The sequence below is a fragment of the Paenibacillus sp. FSL W8-0187 genome (assembly GCF_037969755.1).
In the GTDB taxonomy this organism is placed as follows: domain Bacteria; phylum Bacillota; class Bacilli; order Paenibacillales; family Paenibacillaceae; genus Paenibacillus_AQ.
The window spans coordinates 4,817,597-4,840,895 of the sequence record NZ_CP150206.1 but is presented as its reverse complement, the minus strand read 5'-3'; the positions used below and the strand labels follow the sequence as shown (position 1 = coordinate 4,840,895).

The 23,299-nt window shown below is 49.2% G+C and carries 21 protein-coding genes; all 21 read left to right on the top strand.

The genetic code is table 11. From position 1 onward, the window contains the following. Positions 1-5: 5 nt before the first annotated feature. The 21 genes from MKY48_RS21695 (at position 6) to MKY48_RS21595 (ending at position 23,154) form a co-directional block, all read left to right on the top strand. Positions 6-1,343: a chemotaxis response regulator protein-glutamate methylesterase gene (locus tag MKY48_RS21695; RefSeq protein WP_339266216.1), complete on the top strand. Its 1,338-nt coding sequence runs from the start codon at positions 6-8 to the stop codon at positions 1,341-1,343. A 23-nt stretch (positions 1,344-1,366) separates the two neighbouring features. Next, complete coding sequence (locus MKY48_RS21690) at positions 1,367-3,436, top strand: chemotaxis protein CheA (protein ID WP_339266214.1); 2,070 nt, start codon at positions 1,367-1,369, stop codon at positions 3,434-3,436. Positions 3,437-3,489: 53 nt separating this feature from the next. Further along, on the top strand, positions 3,490-3,951 hold the full coding sequence (locus MKY48_RS21685) for a chemotaxis protein CheW (protein WP_076324974.1): 462 nt from the start codon (positions 3,490-3,492) through the stop codon (positions 3,949-3,951). 3 nt (positions 3,952-3,954) lie between these two features. Next, on the top strand, positions 3,955-4,581 hold the full coding sequence (locus MKY48_RS21680; protein WP_071220100.1) for a chemotaxis protein CheC: 627 nt from the start codon (positions 3,955-3,957) through the stop codon (positions 4,579-4,581). After that, positions 4,574-5,071 carry a chemotaxis protein CheD gene (locus tag MKY48_RS21675; protein ID WP_006211305.1) on the top strand — a complete coding sequence of 166 codons (498 nt, stop codon included), beginning with the start codon at positions 4,574-4,576 and terminating at the stop codon, positions 5,069-5,071. The genes MKY48_RS21680 and MKY48_RS21675 overlap by 8 nt, the downstream gene beginning before the upstream one ends. Before the next feature lie 3 nt (positions 5,072-5,074). Continuing rightward, positions 5,075-5,476 carry a hypothetical protein gene (locus tag MKY48_RS21670; protein WP_098747017.1) on the top strand — a complete coding sequence of 134 codons (402 nt, stop codon included), beginning with the start codon at positions 5,075-5,077 and terminating at the stop codon, positions 5,474-5,476. A gap of 15 nt (positions 5,477-5,491) precedes the next feature. Further along, a complete protein-coding gene (locus MKY48_RS21665) occupies positions 5,492-6,280 on the top strand; it encodes a FliA/WhiG family RNA polymerase sigma factor (protein WP_071220103.1) in 789 nt (262 codons plus the stop codon). Between the two features lie 30 nt (positions 6,281-6,310). Then, on the top strand, positions 6,311-7,720 hold the full coding sequence (locus MKY48_RS21660; protein ID WP_339266212.1) for a FapA family protein: 1,410 nt from the start codon (positions 6,311-6,313) through the stop codon (positions 7,718-7,720). A gap of 58 nt (positions 7,721-7,778) precedes the next feature. After that, on the top strand, positions 7,779-8,090 hold the full coding sequence (locus MKY48_RS21655) for a hypothetical protein (protein WP_076324971.1): 312 nt from the start codon (positions 7,779-7,781) through the stop codon (positions 8,088-8,090). Between the two features lie 25 nt (positions 8,091-8,115). Beyond that, on the top strand, positions 8,116-8,661 hold the full coding sequence (locus MKY48_RS21650) for a hypothetical protein (protein WP_339266209.1): 546 nt from the start codon (positions 8,116-8,118) through the stop codon (positions 8,659-8,661). After that, positions 8,658-9,266, top strand: a complete 609-nt coding sequence (locus MKY48_RS21645; protein ID WP_076324969.1) for an endolytic transglycosylase MltG — start codon at positions 8,658-8,660, stop codon at positions 9,264-9,266. The genes MKY48_RS21650 and MKY48_RS21645 overlap by 4 nt, the downstream gene beginning before the upstream one ends. 239 nt (positions 9,267-9,505) lie before the next feature. Then, complete coding sequence (rpsB, locus tag MKY48_RS21640; RefSeq protein ID WP_036642081.1) at positions 9,506-10,204, top strand: 30S ribosomal protein S2; 699 nt, start codon at positions 9,506-9,508, stop codon at positions 10,202-10,204. 246 nt (positions 10,205-10,450) lie between these two features. Then, entirely contained in the window at positions 10,451-11,101 is a 651-nt protein-coding gene (tsf, locus tag MKY48_RS21635; RefSeq protein ID WP_339266207.1) for a translation elongation factor Ts, read from the top strand. Positions 11,102-11,398: 297 nt separating this feature from the next. Next, the gene (gene pyrH, locus MKY48_RS21630) at positions 11,399-12,127 is read left to right on the top strand and encodes a UMP kinase (RefSeq protein ID WP_006211297.1); all 729 of its coding nucleotides are present in this window, start codon (positions 11,399-11,401) and stop codon (positions 12,125-12,127) included. Next, on the top strand, positions 12,127-12,681 hold the full coding sequence (gene frr / locus MKY48_RS21625; protein WP_071220110.1) for a ribosome recycling factor: 555 nt from the start codon (positions 12,127-12,129) through the stop codon (positions 12,679-12,681). The genes pyrH and frr overlap by 1 nt, the downstream gene beginning before the upstream one ends. Positions 12,682-12,754: 73 nt before the next feature. Continuing rightward, positions 12,755-13,522 carry an isoprenyl transferase gene (locus MKY48_RS21620; RefSeq protein WP_339266204.1) on the top strand — a complete coding sequence of 256 codons (768 nt, stop codon included), beginning with the start codon at positions 12,755-12,757 and terminating at the stop codon, positions 13,520-13,522. 20 nt (positions 13,523-13,542) lie between these two features. Continuing rightward, a complete protein-coding gene (locus MKY48_RS21615) occupies positions 13,543-14,343 on the top strand; it encodes a phosphatidate cytidylyltransferase (protein ID WP_098747006.1) in 801 nt (266 codons plus the stop codon). Between the two features lie 17 nt (positions 14,344-14,360). Next, entirely contained in the window at positions 14,361-15,500 is a 1,140-nt protein-coding gene (locus MKY48_RS21610) for a 1-deoxy-D-xylulose-5-phosphate reductoisomerase (RefSeq protein WP_339266201.1), read from the top strand. A gap of 131 nt (positions 15,501-15,631) precedes the next feature. Beyond that, a complete protein-coding gene (gene rseP / locus MKY48_RS21605) occupies positions 15,632-16,906 on the top strand; it encodes an RIP metalloprotease RseP (protein ID WP_076324965.1) in 1,275 nt (424 codons plus the stop codon). 216 nt (positions 16,907-17,122) lie between these two features. Further along, complete coding sequence (proS, locus tag MKY48_RS21600) at positions 17,123-18,580, top strand: proline--tRNA ligase (RefSeq protein WP_339266199.1); 1,458 nt, start codon at positions 17,123-17,125, stop codon at positions 18,578-18,580. A 257-nt stretch (positions 18,581-18,837) separates the two neighbouring features. Then, a complete protein-coding gene (locus MKY48_RS21595) occupies positions 18,838-23,154 on the top strand; it encodes a PolC-type DNA polymerase III (RefSeq protein WP_339266198.1) in 4,317 nt (1,438 codons plus the stop codon). Positions 23,155-23,299 lie beyond the last annotated feature (145 nt).

Genomic DNA, 23,299 nt, shown 5'->3' with positions numbered 1-23,299 from the left:
CATCTATGAAGCCTTTTCGTGTGCTTGTCGTTGACGATTCCGCATTTATGAGGAAAATCTTTTCCGATTTCATCGAGCGTGACCCATCTTTTCAGGTTGTCGGAACAGCTGATAACGGGCTTGACGCCGTTCGGAAAGTAAAGGAATTGAATCCGGATGTCATTACACTGGATGTAGAAATGCCGGAAATGAACGGCCTGGATGCTCTGAAGTTCATTATGGAATCGGGCCCCCGTCCGGTCATTATGTTGTCCGGCATTAATGAGCAAGGCATGAAAGAGACCATTCTTGCCCTTGAGGCAGGAGCATTTGATTTTATACGAAAGCCTTCCATTTCTAATGCGCTTGATATTGAGCAGGTGCGTTCAGAACTAATGAAGCAACTGAATGCGGCGATGCAGGCTAAACAGCGGAGGGCATTGTGGGAAGAAGAAGAGCAGAGACGACGGAGTGCGGACATAACGGTTCCTCTTTCGCCAAAGCCTTCTGACAAAACGCTGAACAAGAAGCCGCAGCTGAATGAGACGCGAACGACGGTCCGCGAGACTGACCAACGGAGCAAGCGAATGGATTCGCCTCGTTTGCCGTCAGCTCGGACTGTTGAGAAGAAGATGCCTACTGTTACGGACGGCGCCGAGCCCTCTGGTTCAAAGAGAAAACGGGCAGATCGTAAGCCTGTTGCAGACTTAGCTCCAGTCGTGCTTCCAGAGAACGAGGGTCATCAGCTCCGTGAAGCCAAGATACCGCAGACAACGGAATTGACGGATTTGGTTGCGGTGGGCTGCTCCACCGGCGGGCCAAGAGCATTGAAAGCTTTTCTCGAGCCCATTCCCGGCGACTTCTGTGCCCCGATTGTCATCGTTCAACATATGCCGCCGAGTTTTACCAGATCGCTTGCACAGCGCTTGAATTCATTCAGTCAGCTGGAGGTCATGGAAGCAGAACAAGGGATGGTATTGGAACCGGGGAAAGCCTACATTGCACCGGGGGGCAGCCATATGAGGGTTTACCGCTCGGACAGCGGCGCTTACCAAATCAGGATCAGTCAGGATGAGACTCGCAATGGTCACCGTCCGTCTGTAGATGTGCTGTTCGAATCCCTACTGCCGTTGACCATGATCAAACGTCATGCGGTGCTGATGACCGGCATGGGAAGCGATGGAGCGAGAATGATGAAGAAGCTTTACGATTCAGGAGTGACATCCACCTATGCGGAGAGCGAGCAAACCTGCGTCGTATACGGGATGCCAAGATCAGCTGTTGAGCTCGGTTGCGTAAGCCACGTTCTGCCACTTCATGATATTGCACCTAGAATGGTTCAAGCTGTAAATAACGGAAAGTGAACTTGAAGAGGAGGTGTCTCTCAATGGACATGAATCAATATTTGACAATGTTTATTGATGAGTCAAATGATCATCTGCAATCATTAAATGAAAACATGCTTCAATTAGAAAGCAACCCGGACGATATCGGGATCGTACAGATTATTTTCCGATCGGCTCATACGTTGAAGGGTATGGCAGCAACGATGGGATACGAAGATCTGGCTTCACTTACCCACCAGATGGAAAACGTGCTGGATCTTGTCCGGAACGAAAAGCTAAAGATGCAGGATTTTATCTTTGACACGCTCTTCAAAAGCTTGGACGCTCTTGAATCGATGGTGCAGGATATTACCGAAGGCGGAGACGGGAAAGCGGATGTTTCCTCAATCGTGGCTTCCTTGCAGTCGATTGTACGTGGTGAAGGAGCTTCGTCTGGAGGGGCAGCTGCCGAAGGAGATAACTCCGCTGTGGCCGTCCAAGGAATTGAATTGGATGAGTTTCAATTTTCCGTGCTTGATCAATCAATTTCGGAAGGACATAAGGTTTTATATATACAAGTGACATTGCGAGAGGATTGCCAACTCAAGGCGGTTCGTGCCTACATGGTATTCGAAACGCTGGAAAGATCCGGGGAAATCGTCAAAACGTATCCGGACGTTCAAGAGATTGAACAAGGTGAATTCGATCGCGTATTTTCGTTATATTACATAACGCAAAGAGAAACGCAAGACATTGAAAGCCAGATTCTGGGCGTTTCGGAGATCGAGACTACTACGGTTGTGGCGCTCGATCATGAATCTTTGCAGCAAATGGTTCAGGAGAGTGCGGCAACAGCAGAAGCTGTCAAACCGCAAGTTTCAGAGGCAGCTCCAGCGGCTGTGGCTTCACCGGAAGCCAAGAGTCCTTCAGCGCCTGCCAAAGAGTCCAAGGCACCTGCCCGAAATGCAGGGGGAGGTAATCCTTCGAGAACGATCCGGGTTGATATTGAGCGGCTGGATGTATTAATGAATCTGTTCAGTGAGCTGCTGATTGACCGGGTACGGCTAGAGCAATTGGCCAGTGAGTCCAAGAATCAGGAGCTGACGGACACCGTTGAGCATATGAGCCGCGTGAGCAGCGATTTGCAGAATATCGTCCTGAAGCTGCGCATGGTTCCTGTAGATACGGTGTTTAATCGTTTCCCAAGGATGGTGCGTGACCTTGCTAAAACACTGGACAAGAAGATTGATTTGATTATTACCGGAGCAGAGACGGAGCTGGATCGTACGGTTATTGATGAGATTGGTGACCCGCTGGTCCACTTGCTGCGCAACTCGGCTGACCATGGTGTCGAACCTGTTGCCGACCGCATCGCTGCTGGTAAACCGGAGACCGGTACCGTGCATCTGCGTGCGTTTCATAGCGGCAACAATGTTTTCATTGAGATTGAAGATGACGGACGCGGCATTTACCGTGACAAAATTCTAAAGAACGCGCTGGCAAAAGGCGTTGTGACAGAGGCCGAAGCAGCGACCATGACCGATGACGAGGTCAATCAACTGCTGTTCGCACCGGGATTCAGCACCGCAGAGAAAATTTCGGATGTATCCGGCCGAGGTGTTGGGCTCGACGTTGTTAAATCCAAAATAGTTGCCCTGGGCGGTAACGTCACCATCTACTCGACACCGGGGAAAGGCACGAACTTTTCCGTTCAGCTTCCATTAACGCTGTCTATCATTGCAGCTATGTTAATCCGGATGGGATCTGAAAAATATGCGATTCCGCTTTCCTCCATTGTTGAAACGGGCATCATCAAGCGTGGCCAAATCAAACATGTTCACGGCAGTCGCATGATCCAGTTCCGAGAATCGCTGATTCCGGTCATCTCGCTCAGCCGCTTGTTTGAAATTCCGGATTTTGATGAGGAGCTGGAAGAAGAAACAGAGATCGTTGTAATCCGCAAAGGGGATCGTCTGGCGGCACTTACCATCGATGATTTTATCGGACAGAGTGAAATCGTCATTAAGAATTTGGGTAAATATCTGCCTGCCATTCAGGGAGTATCCGGAGCAACCATTCTAGGGGATGGACAAGTCGCTCTCATTATTGACGCAAATGCATTTATCAAATAACAGGTTGCTATAACTCAGGCGGCAGGCCACACATTTTGAAGGAGGACTTATTCATGGGAGAAGAAATCAAGGTTATTGTCTTTAGACTTGGCGAGGAAGAATACGGCATCGAGGTAGACAAGGTTCAGACCATTGAGCGAATGATGCCCATTACGCGTGTTCCCAAGACCTATGCTTTCGTAAAAGGGGTTATTAATCTACGCGGCGTCGTCATTCCTGTAATCAATCTGCGCGGCCGCTTTGGATTGGAAGAGGTTGAAGCAACCGATCAAACGCGGGTTATCATCGTGGCGGTCAATGACATGCAGGTAGGTTTTATCGTGGATTCCGCAAGTGATGTCATCGATTTGAATACGGACAGCATTGACAATCCACCTGAGGTTGTCGGCGGAATAAAAGCGAAATATCTTCGCGGTGTCGCGAAGGTAGGAGAGGAGCGCCTTCTCGTCATGCTGAATCTGTCCGAAGTGCTGAACAAAAGTGAGATTATTCAGCTGGAAGGCCTTGAGGAGTAGACAGTGGAGCTGTTTAAGCATGGCAAGGAAATCAAAATGGATGTTTTGAAGGAAGTTGGAAACATCGGAGCGGGCAATGCGGCAACCGCCCTCTCCCGCTTGCTTAACAAACCGATTGATATGGCTGTTCCCAAAGTTCAACTCCTGCCTTTTGAACAGATTGCCGAAAGTGTAGGAGGGAGCGAACAACTCGTTCTTGCCGTATTTTTACGGGTAGAAGGCAGTGCGCCGGGAAATCTCTTCTTTATTATGAGTCCGGAAGCCGGGAAGAATTTGCTGCAGAATCTGGCGGGCTTTGAAGTGTCGGATGAGGAGCAATTCTCCGAGATGGAGCAGTCCGCATTATGTGAGATCGGAAATATATTGTCAGGCTCGTACTTATCGTCGCTCGCTGATTTGACCAATCTGTCCATGACACCTACGGTGCCAGCTCTCGCGATGGATATGGCAGGTGCCATCTTAAGTTATGGACTGCTGCAGTTCGGAGAAATGGGAGACGATGCCCTCTTAATCAACACGACGTTCCTAGAAGGGCAGAACGAGGTGGAAGGCCAGTTCTTCCTCATACCTGATCCACAATCATTTGCTCAAATTTTCGAAGCTTTAGGAGTGCCCTTAGAGCATGATTGAAGAACAAAGCATAGTGAAAGTAGCCATGGCGGATCTGAACGTCGCAGGTCCAAACGGTATTTTACGTACAACGGGACTCGGCTCGTGCGTCGGACTGACGTTGTATGATCCGGTGACGAAGATTGGTGGAATGGCGCATGTGATGCTTCCATCTTCAGCGATTGCCAGAGAAGGGCAGCTAAACCTGGCAAAATACGCCGATACGGCTCTTCCGATCCTGTTGAACAAGATGAGGAATTTGGGTGCTTCCCCGGCACGTATGGTAGCCAAAATGGCGGGGGGAGCCCAAATGTTTGCTTTTGCCGGCTCCGGTGACACCATGCGCATTGGTCCTCGTAATGTGGAGTCCTGCAAGGCTGGGCTCGAGCAGATGGGGATAACGCTAATTGCCGAGGATACCGGAGGAAATTACGGAAGAACCGTTGAGTTGGACTGTGCAACGGGTAAGTTTACAATACGAAGCGTACAAAAGGGCATAAAGGAATTGTAGCTAATGGGAAAACTTCGTTTTTATCTGATGACTGGAATTGCCGGGTTTGTGTTCACATTTATTTTCTCCATACGTAACAATCTGTGGATGACTAGCATGTATCGGGCTCTCCTTGCATGTGCGATTTGGTTTCTTCTGGCGTTCCTGTTGAATTGGATGTTTGCTGCCATTACGGGTCCGCGAGCCACTGTTCAAGGGGACGCCGACACGCAGCGGGAGCAAGACCGAGGAACTGTTCTTGATTTATCCACGCCTGATGAGGATCGGGAATTGATGGATTTAATCCATTCCGAATCCAGCAGCAAAGAGAATGGAGACTTTGTACCGCTAAATCCTCCTAAGCTGGTTTCAACGAAAGAACCCGAAGAACTGGCCAAGGCCGTTCGTCACCTTACGGAAAAATAAGGAGGGTGAAGGCAATTGGACGAACGTAAAGCTTCTGTGCTAAACCATGCGGATTTATGGAGCGCATGGAAGGAAGATGGAGACCATGAAGCGAAGAAGAAACTAATCGAATATCATTTGCACATCGTTGACTATGTTTCAAGCCGTTTGGCCATCGGTCTTCCGAAGAACGTTTCTAAGGGAGATTTGGCCAGCAATGGGGTAATGGGTCTGATTGACGCCATCGAGAAGTTTGATTACAAACGAGGCCTGCAATTCGAAACCTATGCTTCTTGGCGTGTGCGTGGGGCTATTCTGGACTCGCTGCGCCAGGGGGACTGGGTGCCGCGCTCTGTCCGCGAGAAGGCGAAGAAGATTGAAACTGCATATCAGCAGTTGGAACAGAAGTATTTACGCAGCGTCAGTGATTCCGAGATGAGTGATTACCTTGACGTGACCGAGAAGGAATTCCGGCACATGCTGCAGGAAGTAGCAGTCATGACATTGACATCTCTGGAGGATCCGATCCGCGAGGAGGAGTCTGAGACCCGAATGTCGCTCCTGGTTGATGAGAAAGCGAAAAATCCGGATCACAAGGTCCATGAATTTTACCTGCGAGAAGCCCTGATGAAGGGTATCGGTAAATTAACCCCGAAAGAGCGGACCGTAGTTTCCTTATTATATTATGAGGATTTATCACTCAGCGAAATTGCTGAAGTGATGTCGCTATCACCTTCACGAATATCTCAGCTTCATTCCAAAGCGATTTTGAGACTTCGGGGCGCGCTCGATAAAGATCGGGATTTGCTGATGCAAAACGATTGACGCTTGCCATATATGAAGGGGGTTCCTGGATTGTCTGTAGATTATGCATTGGATCAGTACTTTAGCGTTACGCTATCGGATGACAAGGTCGTCGCCTATATACAGTTCACCAAATGGGAGAAGGATTTCTCTTGTTCTGTAGAAGCTCTTGAACAATTTCTGAGAAGTCACCAGATACGATATGGACTTCAACATGATACGTTGCGGCGAATCGCAGATCATGCGGAGGAATATCAATATAGTAGAACGCCGATTGCAATGGGAACGGAACCTATGCACGGACAGAACGGCAGAATCGAATTTACCGTTAATTTTGGGAATGAGACGAATCTGAAGCCGCTTGAGATCGAAGATGGCAAAGTGGATTATAAAGAAGTGATTCGTTTAAATAATGTAAAGAAGGGGCAGCTGCTTGCCACCCGAATCCCGCCAACGAAGGGAGTCCCTGGAACGGCGGTGACCGGAGAGGAGATTCCGAGCAAACCGGGAAAGGAAGCTCATTTCAAGGTTGGGAAGAACGTCGTTGTTAACGCCGAGAAAACCGCCATGTACGCTGCAATTGACGGACTCCTCACCAAAACCGAAAAGGGAAAAATCAATGTGTTTCCGGTATATGAGATTAACGGAGATGTTGATTACAGTATAGGCAATATCGACTTTGTCGGCACGGTGGTCATTCGCGGCAATGTGCTGACTGGATTCAGAATCAAGGCAGCAGGGGACATCCGAGTCACTGGCTTTGTGGAAGGAGCCGAGCTGGAGGCTGAAGGCTCGATCGATATATCCGGCGGAATCATCGGTTATAACAAGGGTTATGTCAAGGCGGGTCAGGATGTCAAAAGCTCGTTCATCCAGGATGGAAACGTCATAGCCGGCGCTAGCGTATTTGTCTCGCAGAGCATCATGCACTCCAATATCCGGGCGGTCCGGAATATCGAATGCAACGGTATGAAGGGCCTTGTGGTAGGCGGCATTTTGCAGGCGGGTGAAAAAGTGGTTGCCCGAACGATCGGAAACAGCATGTCGACAGCTACCGTAATTGAAGTTGGTGTTCTCCCCGAGCTGCGGAATGAACTGTCGGATCTTAGAGCCCAATTGAAACAGTCATTGGAAAGTATGGATAAAACCGATAAAGCGCTTTATCTTCTGAATCAGTTAGCTTCCTCGGGTCATTTGTCGCCAGACAAGCTGGCGCTGCGAATCAAACTGAATGCCACCAAAAAATCAAACATGGCAGAACAATCCGATATTAAGGACCGAATGCTGGAAATCGAGAAGATGCTTGAGGATACCGGCAAAGCAAGAGTGAATGTGGTAAAGACGATCTACGGCGGTGCCAAAATTGTTATAGGGCGGTATACCCGCTTTGTTAAGGATCCCACGCAGCGGGTTTCTTTTTACTATCATGAAGGGGATATCACTATGGTACCGCTCTTGTAGGACAGAACAGACGTTTTAAATGCTTGTGGACATGATCCTATATCATGAGGTGATTCCATTGAGTTTGAAATCGGTTGAGATGCAAATTGCGGTCCCCAGAACCAATGAAGCGGGTAAGATGCATAATGAATCCCAGCAGCGCCCGATGAATGATCAGACGCTGCTTGCGGGTGAGTTATCCAAGAACAGCCGTGCGGAAGCCCAGCGAAGTACTGAAGTGAGTGAGACGGCGGAAACAGCCGTGCGCGATGACGGGAGCCGTCAATCCTCTGGGCAGCAACAAGGTCGGGGAACGGCGGAAACGGGCGAGACATTGGAGCAGCCGGCAGAGCATCCCTATAAAGGCAAAAATTTCGATGTTTCGCTCTAGATAATTTATAGGCACAAAGGAGTTAATGGATTTGAAACCATGGATATATATCGTGCTGCTTGGCATTGCCGCCGTGCTGTATGCTTTTATGCTGCCGAAACGTCGTGAAGAGGCCGTGTCCAGCGAGCGGGTTGTAAAAGAAGTGGAGAACACGCTTGAAGGATATATGGCGGAAATCCAGCACGAGAACGAACAGCTGCTGGAACTGGTTGGTCAGATGAAGAAAGATCTTGATGCCAAGCAGCAAGCACATCAAGAGCAGGTCAGTGATTTGCGGCAGCGCATGCTGGCCATGGAGCAGAAAATGACCGAATCGCAAACGCGTCTTCGAACAGCGGAAGAGAAGCTGGCGCAAACGACTGCGGCCGCTTCTTTGTCTGCAGGAGAGGCTGCAGCGGCTTCCGAAGCTGAGCCTGCACCACTTGTCCATTCCATCAAATCCAGATACGCGGAGCTGTTTGATCTATATGAACAAGGAAAGTCCATCGATATGATTGCCAAGACCACGGGTCTTCAGCGAGGCGAAGTTCAACTTATTATCCAGTTGGCCAAACAGGAGGAATCCGTGTGATCAAGAACCGTACATTTATGATGGGCCTGGGGAGCGGTCTCGTGATCGGCGCGGTACTGCTTCAGCTGATGTGGATCGGTCAAGGCACAGCCGCATCGGAGACGCAGGAGTTAACGAAGGAGCAGCTGATGGCTGCAGCGGAAGCTTTGGACATGCAAGTTGTCGAAGGTTCGGACGAGCTGATGACGGCGGAGCAGTGGGAAGAGAAGAGGCTTGGTGAGAGCGCTGGTGAGTCCGAAGAAGGGGCCGATCCTGCACGGAAGACGGGAACGGACAAGCCGGAAGCACCGCAGCAGCCGGAGAAGCCTGAAGCGGGCGTGGATAAGAAACAGGAATCTACTCTCAAAGTGACGGATCCGGCGAAGCCGAAAACGCCAGCCAAAGCGGAAGCGCCTATCAAAGTGAATATTCCAGCTGGAAATAATCTCAGTGATGTGGCAAACAGTCTTTTGCGTGCTGGCGTCATTGATAACAAACAAGCATTCATTAATAAGGCAACCGAGAAAAAGATCAATACCATGATCCAAAGCGGTACATATTCGTTCACAGCAGGCGAGAGCTACAATTCGATCATAACCAAAATCACAGCAAAACCCTCCAACTAGCTCTTCGGTTGAGAGTGGTTTTTTTCTTTACAGGATCTGGTTGCAGCCGTTGATGGAATGGACCTGATCAAGTACACAAAAGACATTGCAACCTGCCCATGGTTATGTTATAGTAATTGACGGTGTTAAAACACACGCTAGAGTGATTTCGTTGAGGGTGCTTCCAGGATTGGGAGTCTTAATGAAAAATGATCTTGGCGGAGGGACACACAAAAACCAAACCTAGGAGGTGCGTGAAGATGGCAGTAATTTCCATGAAACAGCTTTTGGAAGCTGGCGTACACTTCGGTCACCAGACTCGTCGCTGGAACCCGAAAATGGATAAATTTATCTTCACTGAAAGAAACGGTATCTACATCATCGACCTGCAAAAAACGGTCAAGAAAGTTGAAGAAGCATTCAACTTCGTGAAAAACGTAGCTGGAGAGAACGGTACAATCCTGTTCGTCGGCACGAAAAAACAAGCTCAAGATTCCGTGAAGGAAGAAGCAGAGCGTTGCGGTATGTACTACATCAACCAACGTTGGCTCGGCGGAACTTTGACTAACTTCGAAACGATCCAAAAGCGTATTAACCGCTTGAAGCAGCTCGAAGCTTGGGAAGAGGACGGCACGTTCCAAGTATTGCCTAAGAAAGAGGTTATCCTTCTCCGCAAAGAGAAAGATCGTCTTGAGAAATTCTTGGGTGGTATCAAGAACATGAAGGGTCTTCCAAGCGCATTGTTCGTTATCGATCCTCGCAAAGAGCGTATCGCCGTAGCGGAAGCTCGCAAATTGGGTATCCCAATCGTTGGTATCGTTGATACGAACTGTGATCCGGATGAAATCGACTATGTAATCCCAGGTAACGATGACGCGATTCGCGCTGTTAAATTGTTGACTGGTAAAATGGCCGATGCTGTTGTTGAAGCTCACCAAGGCGAAGAAACAACTGCGTAATCAGGATTAAACGTATAAATCATGAATTAAATGAAAAGGGTGGTTGGTAGGTGTATAACCTCTCACTGCCCTTTTTTTAAGATGTTAGAACGGGTGACGTGCGAATAACGCGTGGAATCTGGAGCCTGGCATCGCAGGGGAAGAACAACTACTTAACGCGGTCTGAATCTTGGAGAGAACAATCGTATGACGGTTTTCGAGAGGTTCAAACGCAAACTTCATCATACCAATTTGGAGGGAATTCTAATGGCAGTAACAGCTAGTGCGGTAAAAGAACTTCGCGAAAGAACAGGCGCGGGCATGCTGGATTGCAAAAAAGCGCTGGATGAAACAAATGGTGATATCGACAAAGCGGTCGCAGTACTTCGCGAAAAAGGTTTGTCTGCAGCAGCTAACAAAGCTGGACGTATTGCAACTGAAGGCGTTGTCGAGTCTTATATTCACGGCGGCGGACGAATCGGCGTTCTCGTTGAAATCAACTGTGAAACCGACTTCGTAGGTAAAACAGATCAATTCAAAGAGTTTGCTCGCGATATCGCGATGCATATTGCCGCTGCAAACCCTAAATATGTTCGTCGCGAAGAAGTGCCAACGGAAGAGCTTGAGAAAGAAAAAGAAATTTTGAAAAACCAAGCCCTGAACGAAGGCAAGCCTGAAAAAATCGTTGAAAAAATGGTTGAAGGCCGCATCAACAAATACTATGAAGAGTATTGCTTGCTTGAGCAATCCTTCATCAAAGATCCTGACAAAACGATCAACACGCTGCTTAACGAAAAAATCAGCACGATCGGTGAGAACATCTCCATCCGTCGTTTTGCTCGTTTTGAACTTGGCGAAGGCTTGGAGAAAAAACAAGAAAACTTCGCTGAAGAAGTTATGTCCCAGGTGAATAAATAAGCCGAATAGGCTAATATAAGTTATAGAAAAGAGTGGAACACACCTGTGTTCCTTCTTTTTTAAGAGATATAAAGGCATAAGAGAGATAAGATTGTTATAAATTCGGAGTAAAGGCACCCTTATCTCACAAGAAAGTATGGATTTAAGTCTTGATTAGACGACCAGAAGTTTCTACTTGAGACGGATGTGTGTACCCGATTTTTATAAACCGTCAAGCAGTGTGCCGGTGTGTCTGTCTGTCGTTTTTCAAACGGGCGTCGTATACTTAGGCGCCGTCTTAAAGTGGAGGGTTATCATTTGGAACAGCCTGTATATAAACGAGTGATATTGAAAGTCAGTGGGGAATCCCTTTCAGGGCAGAATGGATATGGTATTGATGCTGAGACGATCTCATCGATCGCTGAGCAGGTTCGTGAGGTTGTCGAGCTTGGTGTGGAGGTCGCGATCGTGTGCGGCGGCGGAAACATCTGGCGCGGTATTGCTGGCAGCGCGAACGGAATAGACCGTGCAACAGCAGATTATATGGGGATGTTGGCAACGGTGATGAACTCTTTGGCATTGCAAGATGCTTTGGAGCAGATCGACGTGCCGACTCGGGTGCAAACCTCTATCTCCATGCAGCAAATTGCGGAGCCGTATATTCGCCGTAGAGCCATTCGGCATTTGGAAAAAGGCCGTGTCGTTATTTTCGCGGCAGGAACAGGTAACCCCTACTTCTCCACCGATACGACTGCAGCGCTTCGCGCAGCGGAAATCGAAGCAGAAGTGATTCTCATGGCGAAGAACAAGGTGGACGGAGTGTACTCCGCTGATCCATTTAAGGATGAAACTGCCGAGAAGTACGAGCAGCTGACGTATCTAGACGTATTGAACAAAAACCTTGGGGTAATGGACTCTACAGCTTCATCGTTATGTATGGACAACAACATCCCGCTCATCGTCTTCGCTATTACGGAGCAAGGTAATATCAAGCGCGTCGTTCTGGGCGAGAAAATCGGAACGATCGTCAAAGGGAGTGTAGATTAATGCCGCAATCGGTGAAAAAGAATGCAGAAGAACGCATGGAAAAAGCGATCCTGTCTTTGAAGCGTGACCTGGCAACGCTGCGCGCAGGACGGGCAGCACCAGCGCTACTCGACCGGATCACGGTGGAATACTACGGAGCACCAACCCCGCTGAATCAGCTGGCTAACATCAGCACGCCGGACTCCAGAACGCTCATGATCCAGCCTTGGGACAAGTCGTCCTTGGCCGATATCGAGAAAGCGATCATGAAATCGGATGTCGGATTGACGCCGGCGAATGATGGTAATCAAATTCGCCTCGTCGTACCTGCACTGACAGAAGAGCGCAGAACCGAGCTGGTGAAAATGACGAAGAAATTCGGCGAGGAAGCGAAAGTGGCCATCCGCAACATTCGCCGTGATGCCAACGACGACATCAAAAAATTGGAGAAAACAGATATTTCCGAGGACGAGTCCCGGAGACATCAGGAAGATATCCAAAAAGCGACGGATAAATTTATCGCAGAAGTCGACAAAGTCCTCGTTGCTAAAGAAAAAGAGATTATGGAAGTATAAGAGACTTGTGGCCCCTCCTGTCAATGGTGGGGTTTGTCTCTTTTTTTGCAGAAAGATGCCTGGAGGAAATGGAATGATCAAACGGGTTCGATCGTGGTTGAATCAGGAGGACAGTCAGCAGACGCATCAGCTCTCTCCGGACAACATCCCACATCATGTCGCCATCATCATGGATGGTAATGGACGCTGGGCAAAACGGCGCGGTATGCCGCGAATCGTTGGCCATCAGAATGGCATGAAGGCTGTCAAAAGAGCGGCCATTGCTGCCGATGATTTGGGAATCAAAATATTGACGATGTATGCCTTTTCGACAGAAAATTGGACGCGTCCGAAGGATGAGGTCGATTTTCTGATGAAGCTTCCTCAGGAGTTCCTGGCTATTGAGCTGGAGGAGCTGATCGAGAAAAATGTCCAGGTCCGCATGATGGGGCATCCGGAAGACCTTCCGTCCCATACCGTGTCTGCGATGGAAGAAGCAGTTGCGAAGACAGCCGGCAATGACGGGCTTGTGCTTAACTTTGCGCTCAATTACGGCAGCCGGAAAGAGATCACCGAAAGTGTCAAGGCGCTCGGACGAGAAGTGCGAGATGGAATTCTTCGTCCTGAGGATATTACAGAGGAACTGATTGGCCAGCGGCTCCTCACAGGCGAATTGCCGGATCCGGATTTGCTGATCCGCACAAGCGGCGAGCTGCGGCTGAGTAATTTCATGCTGTGGCAGTTAGCGTATAGTGAGCTATGGTTTACGGATGCCTATTGGCCGGAGTTCACCAAAGATCATTTGGTGGAGGCCATAGCCGATTATCAACAAAGAACAAGGCGCTACGGTGGACTTTCGTAGCCGATGGAGGATGGAACGTTTTGAAACAGCGATTGATTACCGGAATTATAGCGGGAGCGGTCTTTTTAGGATTATGTTTCATAGGCGGTCTATGGTACCATCTTCTTATTCTGGCGATGGCGCTAATCGGTTATTATGAGTTTGTGCGCATGACCAATACGGCACCGTTCGGGGGAACGGCATGGATTGGGTACGCGGGGGTGCTGCTGCTTGTATTTCCATGGGGACCGCTTAATTTGAATATTCAGATCCCGTGGGAACATGTACTTTGGCTCCTGCTGCTTTTATTTTTGCTGGCGACCGTAACGACGAAGAATGTAATTGATATCAAACGGGTTTCATTATTATTTTTGGCATCAGCGTATATCGGAATCGGATTTTCCTTTATCGCCGAATCACGACATGCTCCTGACGGCCATGGCGTATTCTGGACTTTTCTGCTTCTGGCCTCGATCTGGGCAAGTGATGCGGGAGCGTATTTTGTCGGACGCGCCATGGGGCGCCATAAATTATGGCCTTCCATAAGCCCGAACAAAACGGTTGAGGGTGCGCTCGGCGGTGTGGTCATTGCCGTGTTCACATCACTGCTCTTTTCATTCTTCTCAGATGGATTCCTGACGGCTGGACAAGCGATTCTGATTGGACTTTCCTGCGCTGTTATCGGTCAACTCGGAGATTTGGTGCAATCCGCTTATAAACGGGTGTATGACATCAAGGATTCGGGCAAACTGCTGCCGGGCCATGGAGGGATACTGGATCGATGTGACAGTTGGATCGTCGTATTTCCGTTTGTACATATATTGAGTCTCCTGCCTTACTGATGAAAGGAAAGATGTGCATGAAGAAGATCAGCGTACTCGGCTCCACTGGCTCCATAGGTACCCAGACCTTGGATGTCGTGAGGAAACACCGGGAACATTTTCAGATTGAGGGCCTTGCAGCAGGGAGTAATAAGGAATTACTGCTTCAGCAGGTCAAGGAGTTTTCTCCGCGTAAAGTGTCCGTTGCCACAAAAGAGCTTGCTGACAGCATCAGGCATGATCTTCCTGCCGGAACCGAAGTGTTCCATGGTCATGAAGGCTTGATCGAGATTGCGGCAGCGACGGATGCGGAAATGGTGGTTACAGCGGTCGTTGGAAGCATGGGGCTGTCCTCTACGCTTGCAGCCATCGATGAGGGGAAGACAATCGGGCTTGCCAATAAGGAAACATTGGTAACTGCTGGTCATCTGGTTACGGCTCGAGCGGCTGCAAAAGGGGTAAAACTCTTGCCGATTGATAGTGAGCATTCCGCCATATTCCAATGCCTCAACGGAGAGCGGCATGAAGATATTGAACGGATCACGCTGACGGCTTCCGGAGGCTCATTCCGGGATTATACCCGTGAACAACTGGTTAACGTTACGGTGGAGGATGCGCTTAAACATCCAAACTGGTCCATGGGTGCCAAAATCACGATTGATTCGGCCACCATGGTCAATAAAGGGCTTGAGGTGATGGAGGCCCACTGGTTGTATGATATTCCTTATGACAATATTTCCGTGCTTCTTCATCCGGAAAGCATCATTCACTCTTTTGTGGAATTCCGTGATTCGAGTATTATTGCCCAGCTCGGCAACCCGGATATGCGGGTTCCGATTCAATATGCGCTTACTTATCCGGAGCGTTGGTCTTCGCCTGCGCCAAGGCTATCTTTGGCAGAAGCGGGCAAGCTGCATTTCCGGGAGATGGACCTTGAACGTTTTCCTTGTTTAAGGCTTGCTTATGAATGTGGTAAAATAGGTGGGACAGCGCCAACGGTATTCAATGCTGCCAATGAAATTGCGGTTGCCCGGTTTCTCCGCGGCGAAATCTCTTTTCTGCGGATAGAAGAGATCATTGAGGAAGTGCTGCAAAGCCATCATGCTGTGCCGGAACCGGCACTGGAGACGATTGAAGAGAATGATCGAATCGCACGTGAATTAGCTTCCCGACTATAGGATTTGAAGTGTTTTTGAAATCTCCCTTGAAAAAAAGCGGACAGCTTGTGATTCTCTTGTGGACGACAGGAGAATAATGATAATCTATAGGGACATACTGCGTTCTCAGAGGAAAAGGGGGATGTAAAGAATTGGAAATGGTTCGGGTCGTTTTTTTAACGGTGCTCATGTTTTTTGTGATCGTTACCGTGCACGAATGGGGTCACTATTATTTTGCCCGGCGTGCCGGAATCTTGGTACGCGAGTTCGCGATTGGATTTGGTCCAAAGCTGTTCTCATATAAACGCAATGAAACGCAGTTTACGCTTCGTCTTCTTCCATTCGGCGGATATGCCCGCATGGCCGGAGAAGATCCGGAACTTGTCGAGATTCAACCCGGTCAGACGATTGCGGTTCGATTGAATGCAGAGAATCAAGTGAAAAAGATTTATCTGGATCAACTCGACAACCGTAAGAATGTTATTCGCGGCGAAGTCCAGTTTATGGATATGGTGGATCGTTTGTCGGTTAGGCTTGATGTGGATGGTGAATTCCAGCAATTTGAAATCCATCCGCAAGCCTTAACGGTAGCCAAAGGTGTAGAGACGCAGATCGCACCGAGAGACCGCCAATTCGGCAGCAAAACCGTGGGCCAAAGAGCGCTTGCGATTTTTGCAGGTCCTGTCATGAACTTCATTCTGGCCTTCGTGCTGTTTGCTCTTCACATCCAAATGGCCGGTATACCGGTTGAGAATCCAACCTATGTACAGATTGGCGAGATTACCAAAGGCATGCCTGCCGATGAAGCCAATCTGAAAGAGGGAGACATCATTGAGAGCATTAACGGAACCGCTATTGGTGCCGATTATCAGAAGATGATCGAATTGATTGCGGCTTCCAAGGACAAGCCGATGGAATGGACGGTACGCCGGGGTGAAGAGTCATTTGATCTGACCTTAACTCCGCGGACCATGGAGGGTCAGGAAGGCGGCAAGGTCGGGATTGTTCCCAAGCTTCCTACCCGATCCGCAGGGATTGGGGAGACAATTACCAGTTCCGGGACCGCGATGGTAGATACAACGAATATTATTTTCCAGGGCTTCAGACAGTTGATTCAGAAGTTCTCCATGGATGATCTTGGCGGTCCTGTACGGACGTTCGAAGTGACGGGACAAATCGCCAAACAGGGTATCGCACAGCTGACCTATTGGGCAGCCATTCTAAGCTTGTATCTGGGCATATTCAATCTGCTGCCGATACCGGCATTGGATGGAAGCCGGCTCGTATTCTTAGGGATCGAAGCTTTAAGGGGCAAGCCAGTTGACCCGAACCGAGAAGGCATGGTTCATTTTATCGGGTTTGCAATGCTGTTCCTGTTAATGATAGCCGTAACCTATAACGATATTTTACGTTTGATCAACGGATAAACCCTAAGGTACGGCTCGGTGCGCCAGCCGCAACGAATGCCGTACCTTTTCTATTGTTAGCAGATTATGACGCTTCACTATCTAGCAAATGGAGTTACTATAAGGGCTGGCTTTATAGCCGCAGCTCGTTCACACATATCGCCAATAACGCCAGTCGAGCCGCCTGAATCAGGAGCTTTGACCATGCGTTTTATTAATGGGAGGCACACGATTTATATGTCTAAGGAATCGAAGGATAAACAATTCGTGACGGAGATTACGCCGCAAGCGGAAGATTTCTCGCGCTGGTATATCGATGTCATCAAAAAAGCGGACCTGATGGATTATTCTCCAGTCAGAGGCTGCATCGTCTTCAAACCGGACGGTTATGAAATTTGGGAGCATATCCAGGAGGAGTTGGATCGGCGCTTTAAGGCGACGGGCCATCGGAATGCGTATTTCCCGCTGTTCATTCCCGAGAGCTTTTTCCAGAAGGAGAAGGAGCATGTCGAAGGATTTAATCCGGAGCTGCCATGGGTAACGGAAGCGGCAGGAGAGAAGCTGGAAGAGCGTCTGGCAATCCGTCCGACTTCTGAAACGATGTTCGGGCATATGTATTCCAAATGGATTCAATCCTATCGTGATCTCCCTGTGCTGATCAACCAGTGGGCCAACGTGGTACGCTGGGAAAAACGCACGCTGCCATTCCTTCGCACGAGCGAGTTTCTATGGCAAGAAGGCCATACTGCTCATGAAACGGAAGTTGAGGCAAGAGGGGAAACCATGCAAATGCTGGATATCTATCAGCAATTCGTAGAGGACTATCTCGCGATTCCGGTAATCAAAGGACAGAAGACACCTTCGGAGAAATTCGCAGGCGCCGTGGATACATTCTCGATCGAAGCGATGATGAAAGACGGACGAGCTGTACAGGCAGGTACTTCGCATTATATGGGTACCAACTTCTCACAAGCTTTTGACATTCAATATTTGAACCGTGAAAATACGCTGGAATACGCTCATACAACATCCTGGGGCGTCAGCACGCGTCTCATTGGTTCCTTGATTATGGTTCACGGGGATGACCGCGGATTGGTGCTTCCTCCTAAAGTCGCGCCAACGCAAGTGATCATGATTCCAATCGGTCCACCGAAGACAAGAGATGCGGTTGTGGGTCGTACGGACGAGCTGTTCCGTGAACTGAAATCAGCAGGCATCCGCGTACGCGTTGACGATAATCCGGATGTGCGTCCAGGCTGGAAATTCAATGAGTATGAAATGCGCGGAGTTCCGGTGCGTCTGGAGATCGGGCCACGTGACATGGAGAATGGCGTGTGCGTGCTTGTCTCCCGCATAACAGGTGAGAAGAAAATCGTAGAACAGGCTAATCTGACACAGGAAGTACAGAATATGCTGGAGCAGGTGCACCAGGAAATGTTCGAGCGCGCGAAGCAGTTCCGTGAGGATCATTTCTATTCCGTGGAATCGCTGGATGAAATGAAGGAAAGCATGGAAGAAAAACGCGGGTTTACCTTGGCAGGATGGTGCGGTTCGGAAGCTTGTGAAGATACTGTCAAGCAAGAAACCGGTGCTACGAGCAGAAACATTCCGTTTGAACCGTCTGAGAAGAAAACCAAGTGTCTCGTATGCGGTGATGATGCGAAACATACGGTGCTGTTCGCGAGAGCGTACTAGTAAATCGATATTATGAGTTCCCGGCAAGTTTGGGTGAGGGAGGAGTCCTTCGTCCAAAACCGGGATTCATCATCTGGAGTAAGCTTCCGGATGGCAGTATGGCGGACGCTCTTCTTTATTGGGGCAGGACGAATGGGTGCTGCCAGCGGAGGCTTTATTCTATTTTTTTACATCGACTAAACGCAGTCTGTCTTCTGTGGATGTACGTCGATAGAATTTTTTTCTTATAGCTTTATGCATTGCAGGGGGAGGGAACCATGGGCACAACAGAAGATAAAAGGAAGCGATTTGAACTGCTGATCAAGCAGGGAGAAGTTCCGGCCAATCTGGTGGAACCCTATTTTTTGGACGGCGTGATTGAGCAGGTAGAGACAAGCAAGGCCAGTAAGGACTGGAGAATAACCGTCCTGAAGGAGACCTTGGTTCCAGCTGAGGTCTATCGCACATTTTGTCTGAGAATTCAGGAGAAGATGGGGCATATCGCGAAGATTAAATTTGTGTTCCGATATGGAAGCGGCGTTCCCGAAACAGATATCGTGCAAGAATACTGGGGCTTGTTCCTAGAGTGGGCACATCGGGAGATCCCTTCGGTTAATGGATGGATGGCAAGGGCCAAATACGAGGTGGAGGATGGGCAAGTCCTTCTCTCCATGTCGGATGGCATGTCGCTTGAGCTTGCCCGAAAGAAACAGATCGATGCCGCCATTACCCGTTTTTTCGGACAATATTTTGATCTGACGCTGCGCGTGAAAATGCAGGTCGGCGATAATGGCCAGGCGGCTTATGAGGAGTTCGAGCAGAGGAAACGAGAAGAAGAGCGTGAGGTCATCGAGCAGATCATGAGCAGCATGGAAGCTGAGCTGGACGCGGAAGATGAGGAAGAGGGCGCGGTTCGACTGCAGGTTGGGTATGATATCAAGGAACAGCCGGTTCCGCTTCAGGAGATCCAAGACGAAGAGAAGAAAATTACGATTCAGGGAACCATCTTCGGATTGGATCGTAAGGAGCTTCGTAACGGCAGTACGTTATTTACATTCTATCTGACGGATTTCAGCGATTCCTTGCAAATGAAAATGTTTGGCAAGACGAAGGACGATCTTAAGGTATTGAGCCTGCTTGAAAACGGCAAGTGGGTGAAGGCTCGCGGACGGGTTGAATACGACCGGTTTATGCAGGTGCCTGAGCTGGTGATGATCCCGTCTGATCTCAACGAAGTACCGTCGCCTCCTTCGCGCAAGGATAACGCGGCCGAGAAGCGGGTGGAATTCCATCTGCATACGACCATGAGCACGATGGACGCGGTCACGCCGATCGACCGTTATATCAAAACAGCGGCGAGCTGGGGACATAAAGCCATCGCCGTAAGTGATCATGGTGGTGTACAGTGTTATCCTGATGCAGCAAAGAACGCCAAGAAGCATGGGATTAAAATGATGTACGGCGTTGAGGCCAATGTCGTGAATGATGCCGTCAACATCGTGGAACAGGCACAGTCGATTGAACTCAGCAGTGCCACTTATGTGGTATTCGATATTGAAACCACAGGTTTGTCCATTACCGCAAACAAAATCATCGAGCTTGCTGCCGTGAAGATGAACGATGGCAAGGAGATTGATCGATACGCAACCTTCGTTAACCCGCATGAGCGAATTCCATATCATATCCAGCAATTGACCAATATCAATGACGATATGGTTAAGGATGCCCCTGAATTGGAGCCGGTATTGAAAGAGTTTGTTGAATTCGTTGGGGATGCCGTACTTGTGGCTCACAACGCTCGATTTGACATGGGGTTCATTCAGGCAGCACTCAAGAATGCCGGGATGGATACGCTCGACAATCCCTACCTGGATACGCTGGAGCTTGCACGTCTGGTGCATCCGGGACTTAAAAATCATCGTCTTAACACATTGGCAGATAAGTATAAGGTACTGCTCGAAAGCCATCACCGCGCGATTGACGATACGATTGCACTGGCTGGAATCCTGAACGGGCTCCTTAGCGATGTGGACAAAACCAAAGGCGTCAAGATGCTGGACCGCCTCAATGATTACGTCGGTAAGGATCTGTCCAATACCCGTCCTTTCCACTGCGGCATTTATGCTTTGAATATGACGGGCAAGAAAAACTTGTACAAACTGATCTCCATGTCACATACCGAATATTTCAAGCGAGTGCCGTGTATTCCTAAATCCAAGCTTCAAGAGATGCGAGATGGGTTACTGGTGCTATCCGGCTGCGAAAAAGGGGAGTTCTTCGAAACGGTGCTGAACAAAACGGAGGAGGAAGCCGAAGAGATTGCGGACTTCTACGATGTTCTAGAGATTCAGCCATTGACGATGTATATGCATTTGGTGGACAAAGGCTTGGTGGGCAGTCCCGAAGAGATCAAAACCGCAATTTCCAAAGTCGTGCGCATCGGCGAAAAGCTGAAGAAGCCAGTCATCGCCACAGGAAACGTGCACTATCTTGAACCGCGGGATAAGCTGTTCCGGGACATTACCATCCATGGGATTACCGGTTTCAGCCCGCTCAAGGATATGCGCAAGCCTGACGCGCATTTTCGGACTACGGAAGAAATGCTCGAAGAGTTCGAGTTTTTGGGACAAAACAAATGTTATGAAGTTGTTGTAACGAACACTAGCGAGCTGGCCGACCGCTTTGAAGAGTTGGAATTGTTCCCGGATAAGCTGTTTACGCCGATTCTGGATGGCGCGGATGAAGAAATCCGCAACACCTGCTACGACACGGCCAAGTCCATTTATGGCGAGAACTTGCCGGAAGTCGTAGTGGCCCGGTTGGAGAAAGAGCTTGAGCCGATCATTAAATACGGTTTCTCAGCGAACTATTTGATTTCCGAGAAACTGGTGAAGAAATCGAACCGGGACGGCTATTTGGTTGGTTCACGGGGTTCCGTAGGCTCATCCGTCGTTGCCACATTCCTCGGCATATCCGAGGTTAACCCGCTTCCCGCCCATTACATTTGCTTGAACAGCGACTGCAAGCACAGCGAATGGTTCCTGGACGGCAGCGTGCCGAGTGGATTTGACTTGCCGGACAAAGCTTGTCCGGAATGCGGAAACATGATGAAAGGCGAGGGACAGGATATACCTTTTGAAACCTTCCTGGGTTTTAAAGGGGATAAGGTTCCGGATATTGACTTGAACTTCTCCGGTGAATATCAGCCGCATGCCCATAATTTCACCAAAGAGATGTTTGGCGAGGAGAATGTATTCCGTGCCGGAACCATCGGTACCGTGGCAGAGAAGACGGCGTTTGGTTTCGCTAAAAAATACGAGGAACACAACAACAAGCGCTGGCGGGGCGCGGAGTTGAATCGGCTTGCGTCAGGCTGTACCGGCGTCAAGCGAAGCACGGGCCAGCATCCCGGCGGTATTGTCGTTGTGCCGGATTACATCGAAGTGGAAGAGATTACGCCGGTGCAATTCCCTGCGGACGATGTCAACGCCGAGTGGAAAACGACGCATTTCGATTATCATGCCTTTGAAGCGAATTTGCTCAAGCTTGATATACTCGGGCACGATGATCCAACCATGATGAGAATGCTTCAGGATTTGACCGGCGTGGATCCAACGACCATTCCGATGAACGATCCGAAAGTGATGAGCATGTTTAACTCAACGGAAGCGCTGGGCGTCAAGCCGGAGCAAATACGCTCACCGGTGGCCACCTTCGGCGTTCCGGAGATGGGAACCAAATTTGTACGCCAGATGCTGGTGGAATCGCAGCCGTCGAGTTTTGCCGACTTGTTGCAAATCTCAGGTCTATCACATGGAACCGGCGTTTGGCTCGGCAATGCTCAAGAGCTCATCAAGAATGGTACATGCAACATCAAAACCGTTATTGGTTGCCGCGACGATATCATGTTGTTCCTGATTTATAAGGCAGGCATGGATGCTAGCCTCGCATTTAAGATAACAGAAAGTGTGCGTAAAGGCCGGGGGTTGTCACAGGAATGGATTGACGAGATGAAGAAATGCAAAGTGCCGCAGTGGTACATTGATTCCTGTCTCAAAATCCAGTACATGTTCCCGAAAGCCCACGCCGCTGCGTATGTTATCTCAGCGGTGCGGACGGCTTACTTCAAGCTTTATTATCCGATAGAATATTATGCAACGTACTTCTCGGTTCGAGCCGAGGACTTCGATATCGAATTATGCTGTCAGGGCTATGAGGCGATTTATCGCCGAATTGAAGAGATTGAGCAGCTGGGCTTCGGAGCAAGCCCGAAGGAAAAAGGGATGCTGCCAATTCTGGAGATGGCGCTGGAGATGACGGCAAGGGGCTTCTCGTTTAAGAACATCGATCTGTATGAATCGGATGCGCTCCGATTTAAGGTGGATGGAAATTCGCTCATTCCGCCGTTCTCTGCACTGCAGGGCATCGGTGATAATGCCGCCCGCAATATTGCTGCCGCACGTGAATTCGGTGAATTCCTCTCCATAGAGGATTTCCAGCAAAAATCGAAGGCAAGCAAAACCGCCGTGGAACTGTTGACCCAAATGGGATGCTTCCGCGGTCTGCCGGAGAGCAATCAGTTGTCATTGTTCTGATTCTTGTCATCCTTTCATGGCCGTGACGCCTTGACAGTCAAGGAGTCATACTTGTCACTATTACCAGACTATGTTATAATTTTTTTGGTAATCATGGAGATAAAACCGTTGTGTAAAGAGTGGGGCAACCCACTCTTTACTCTTT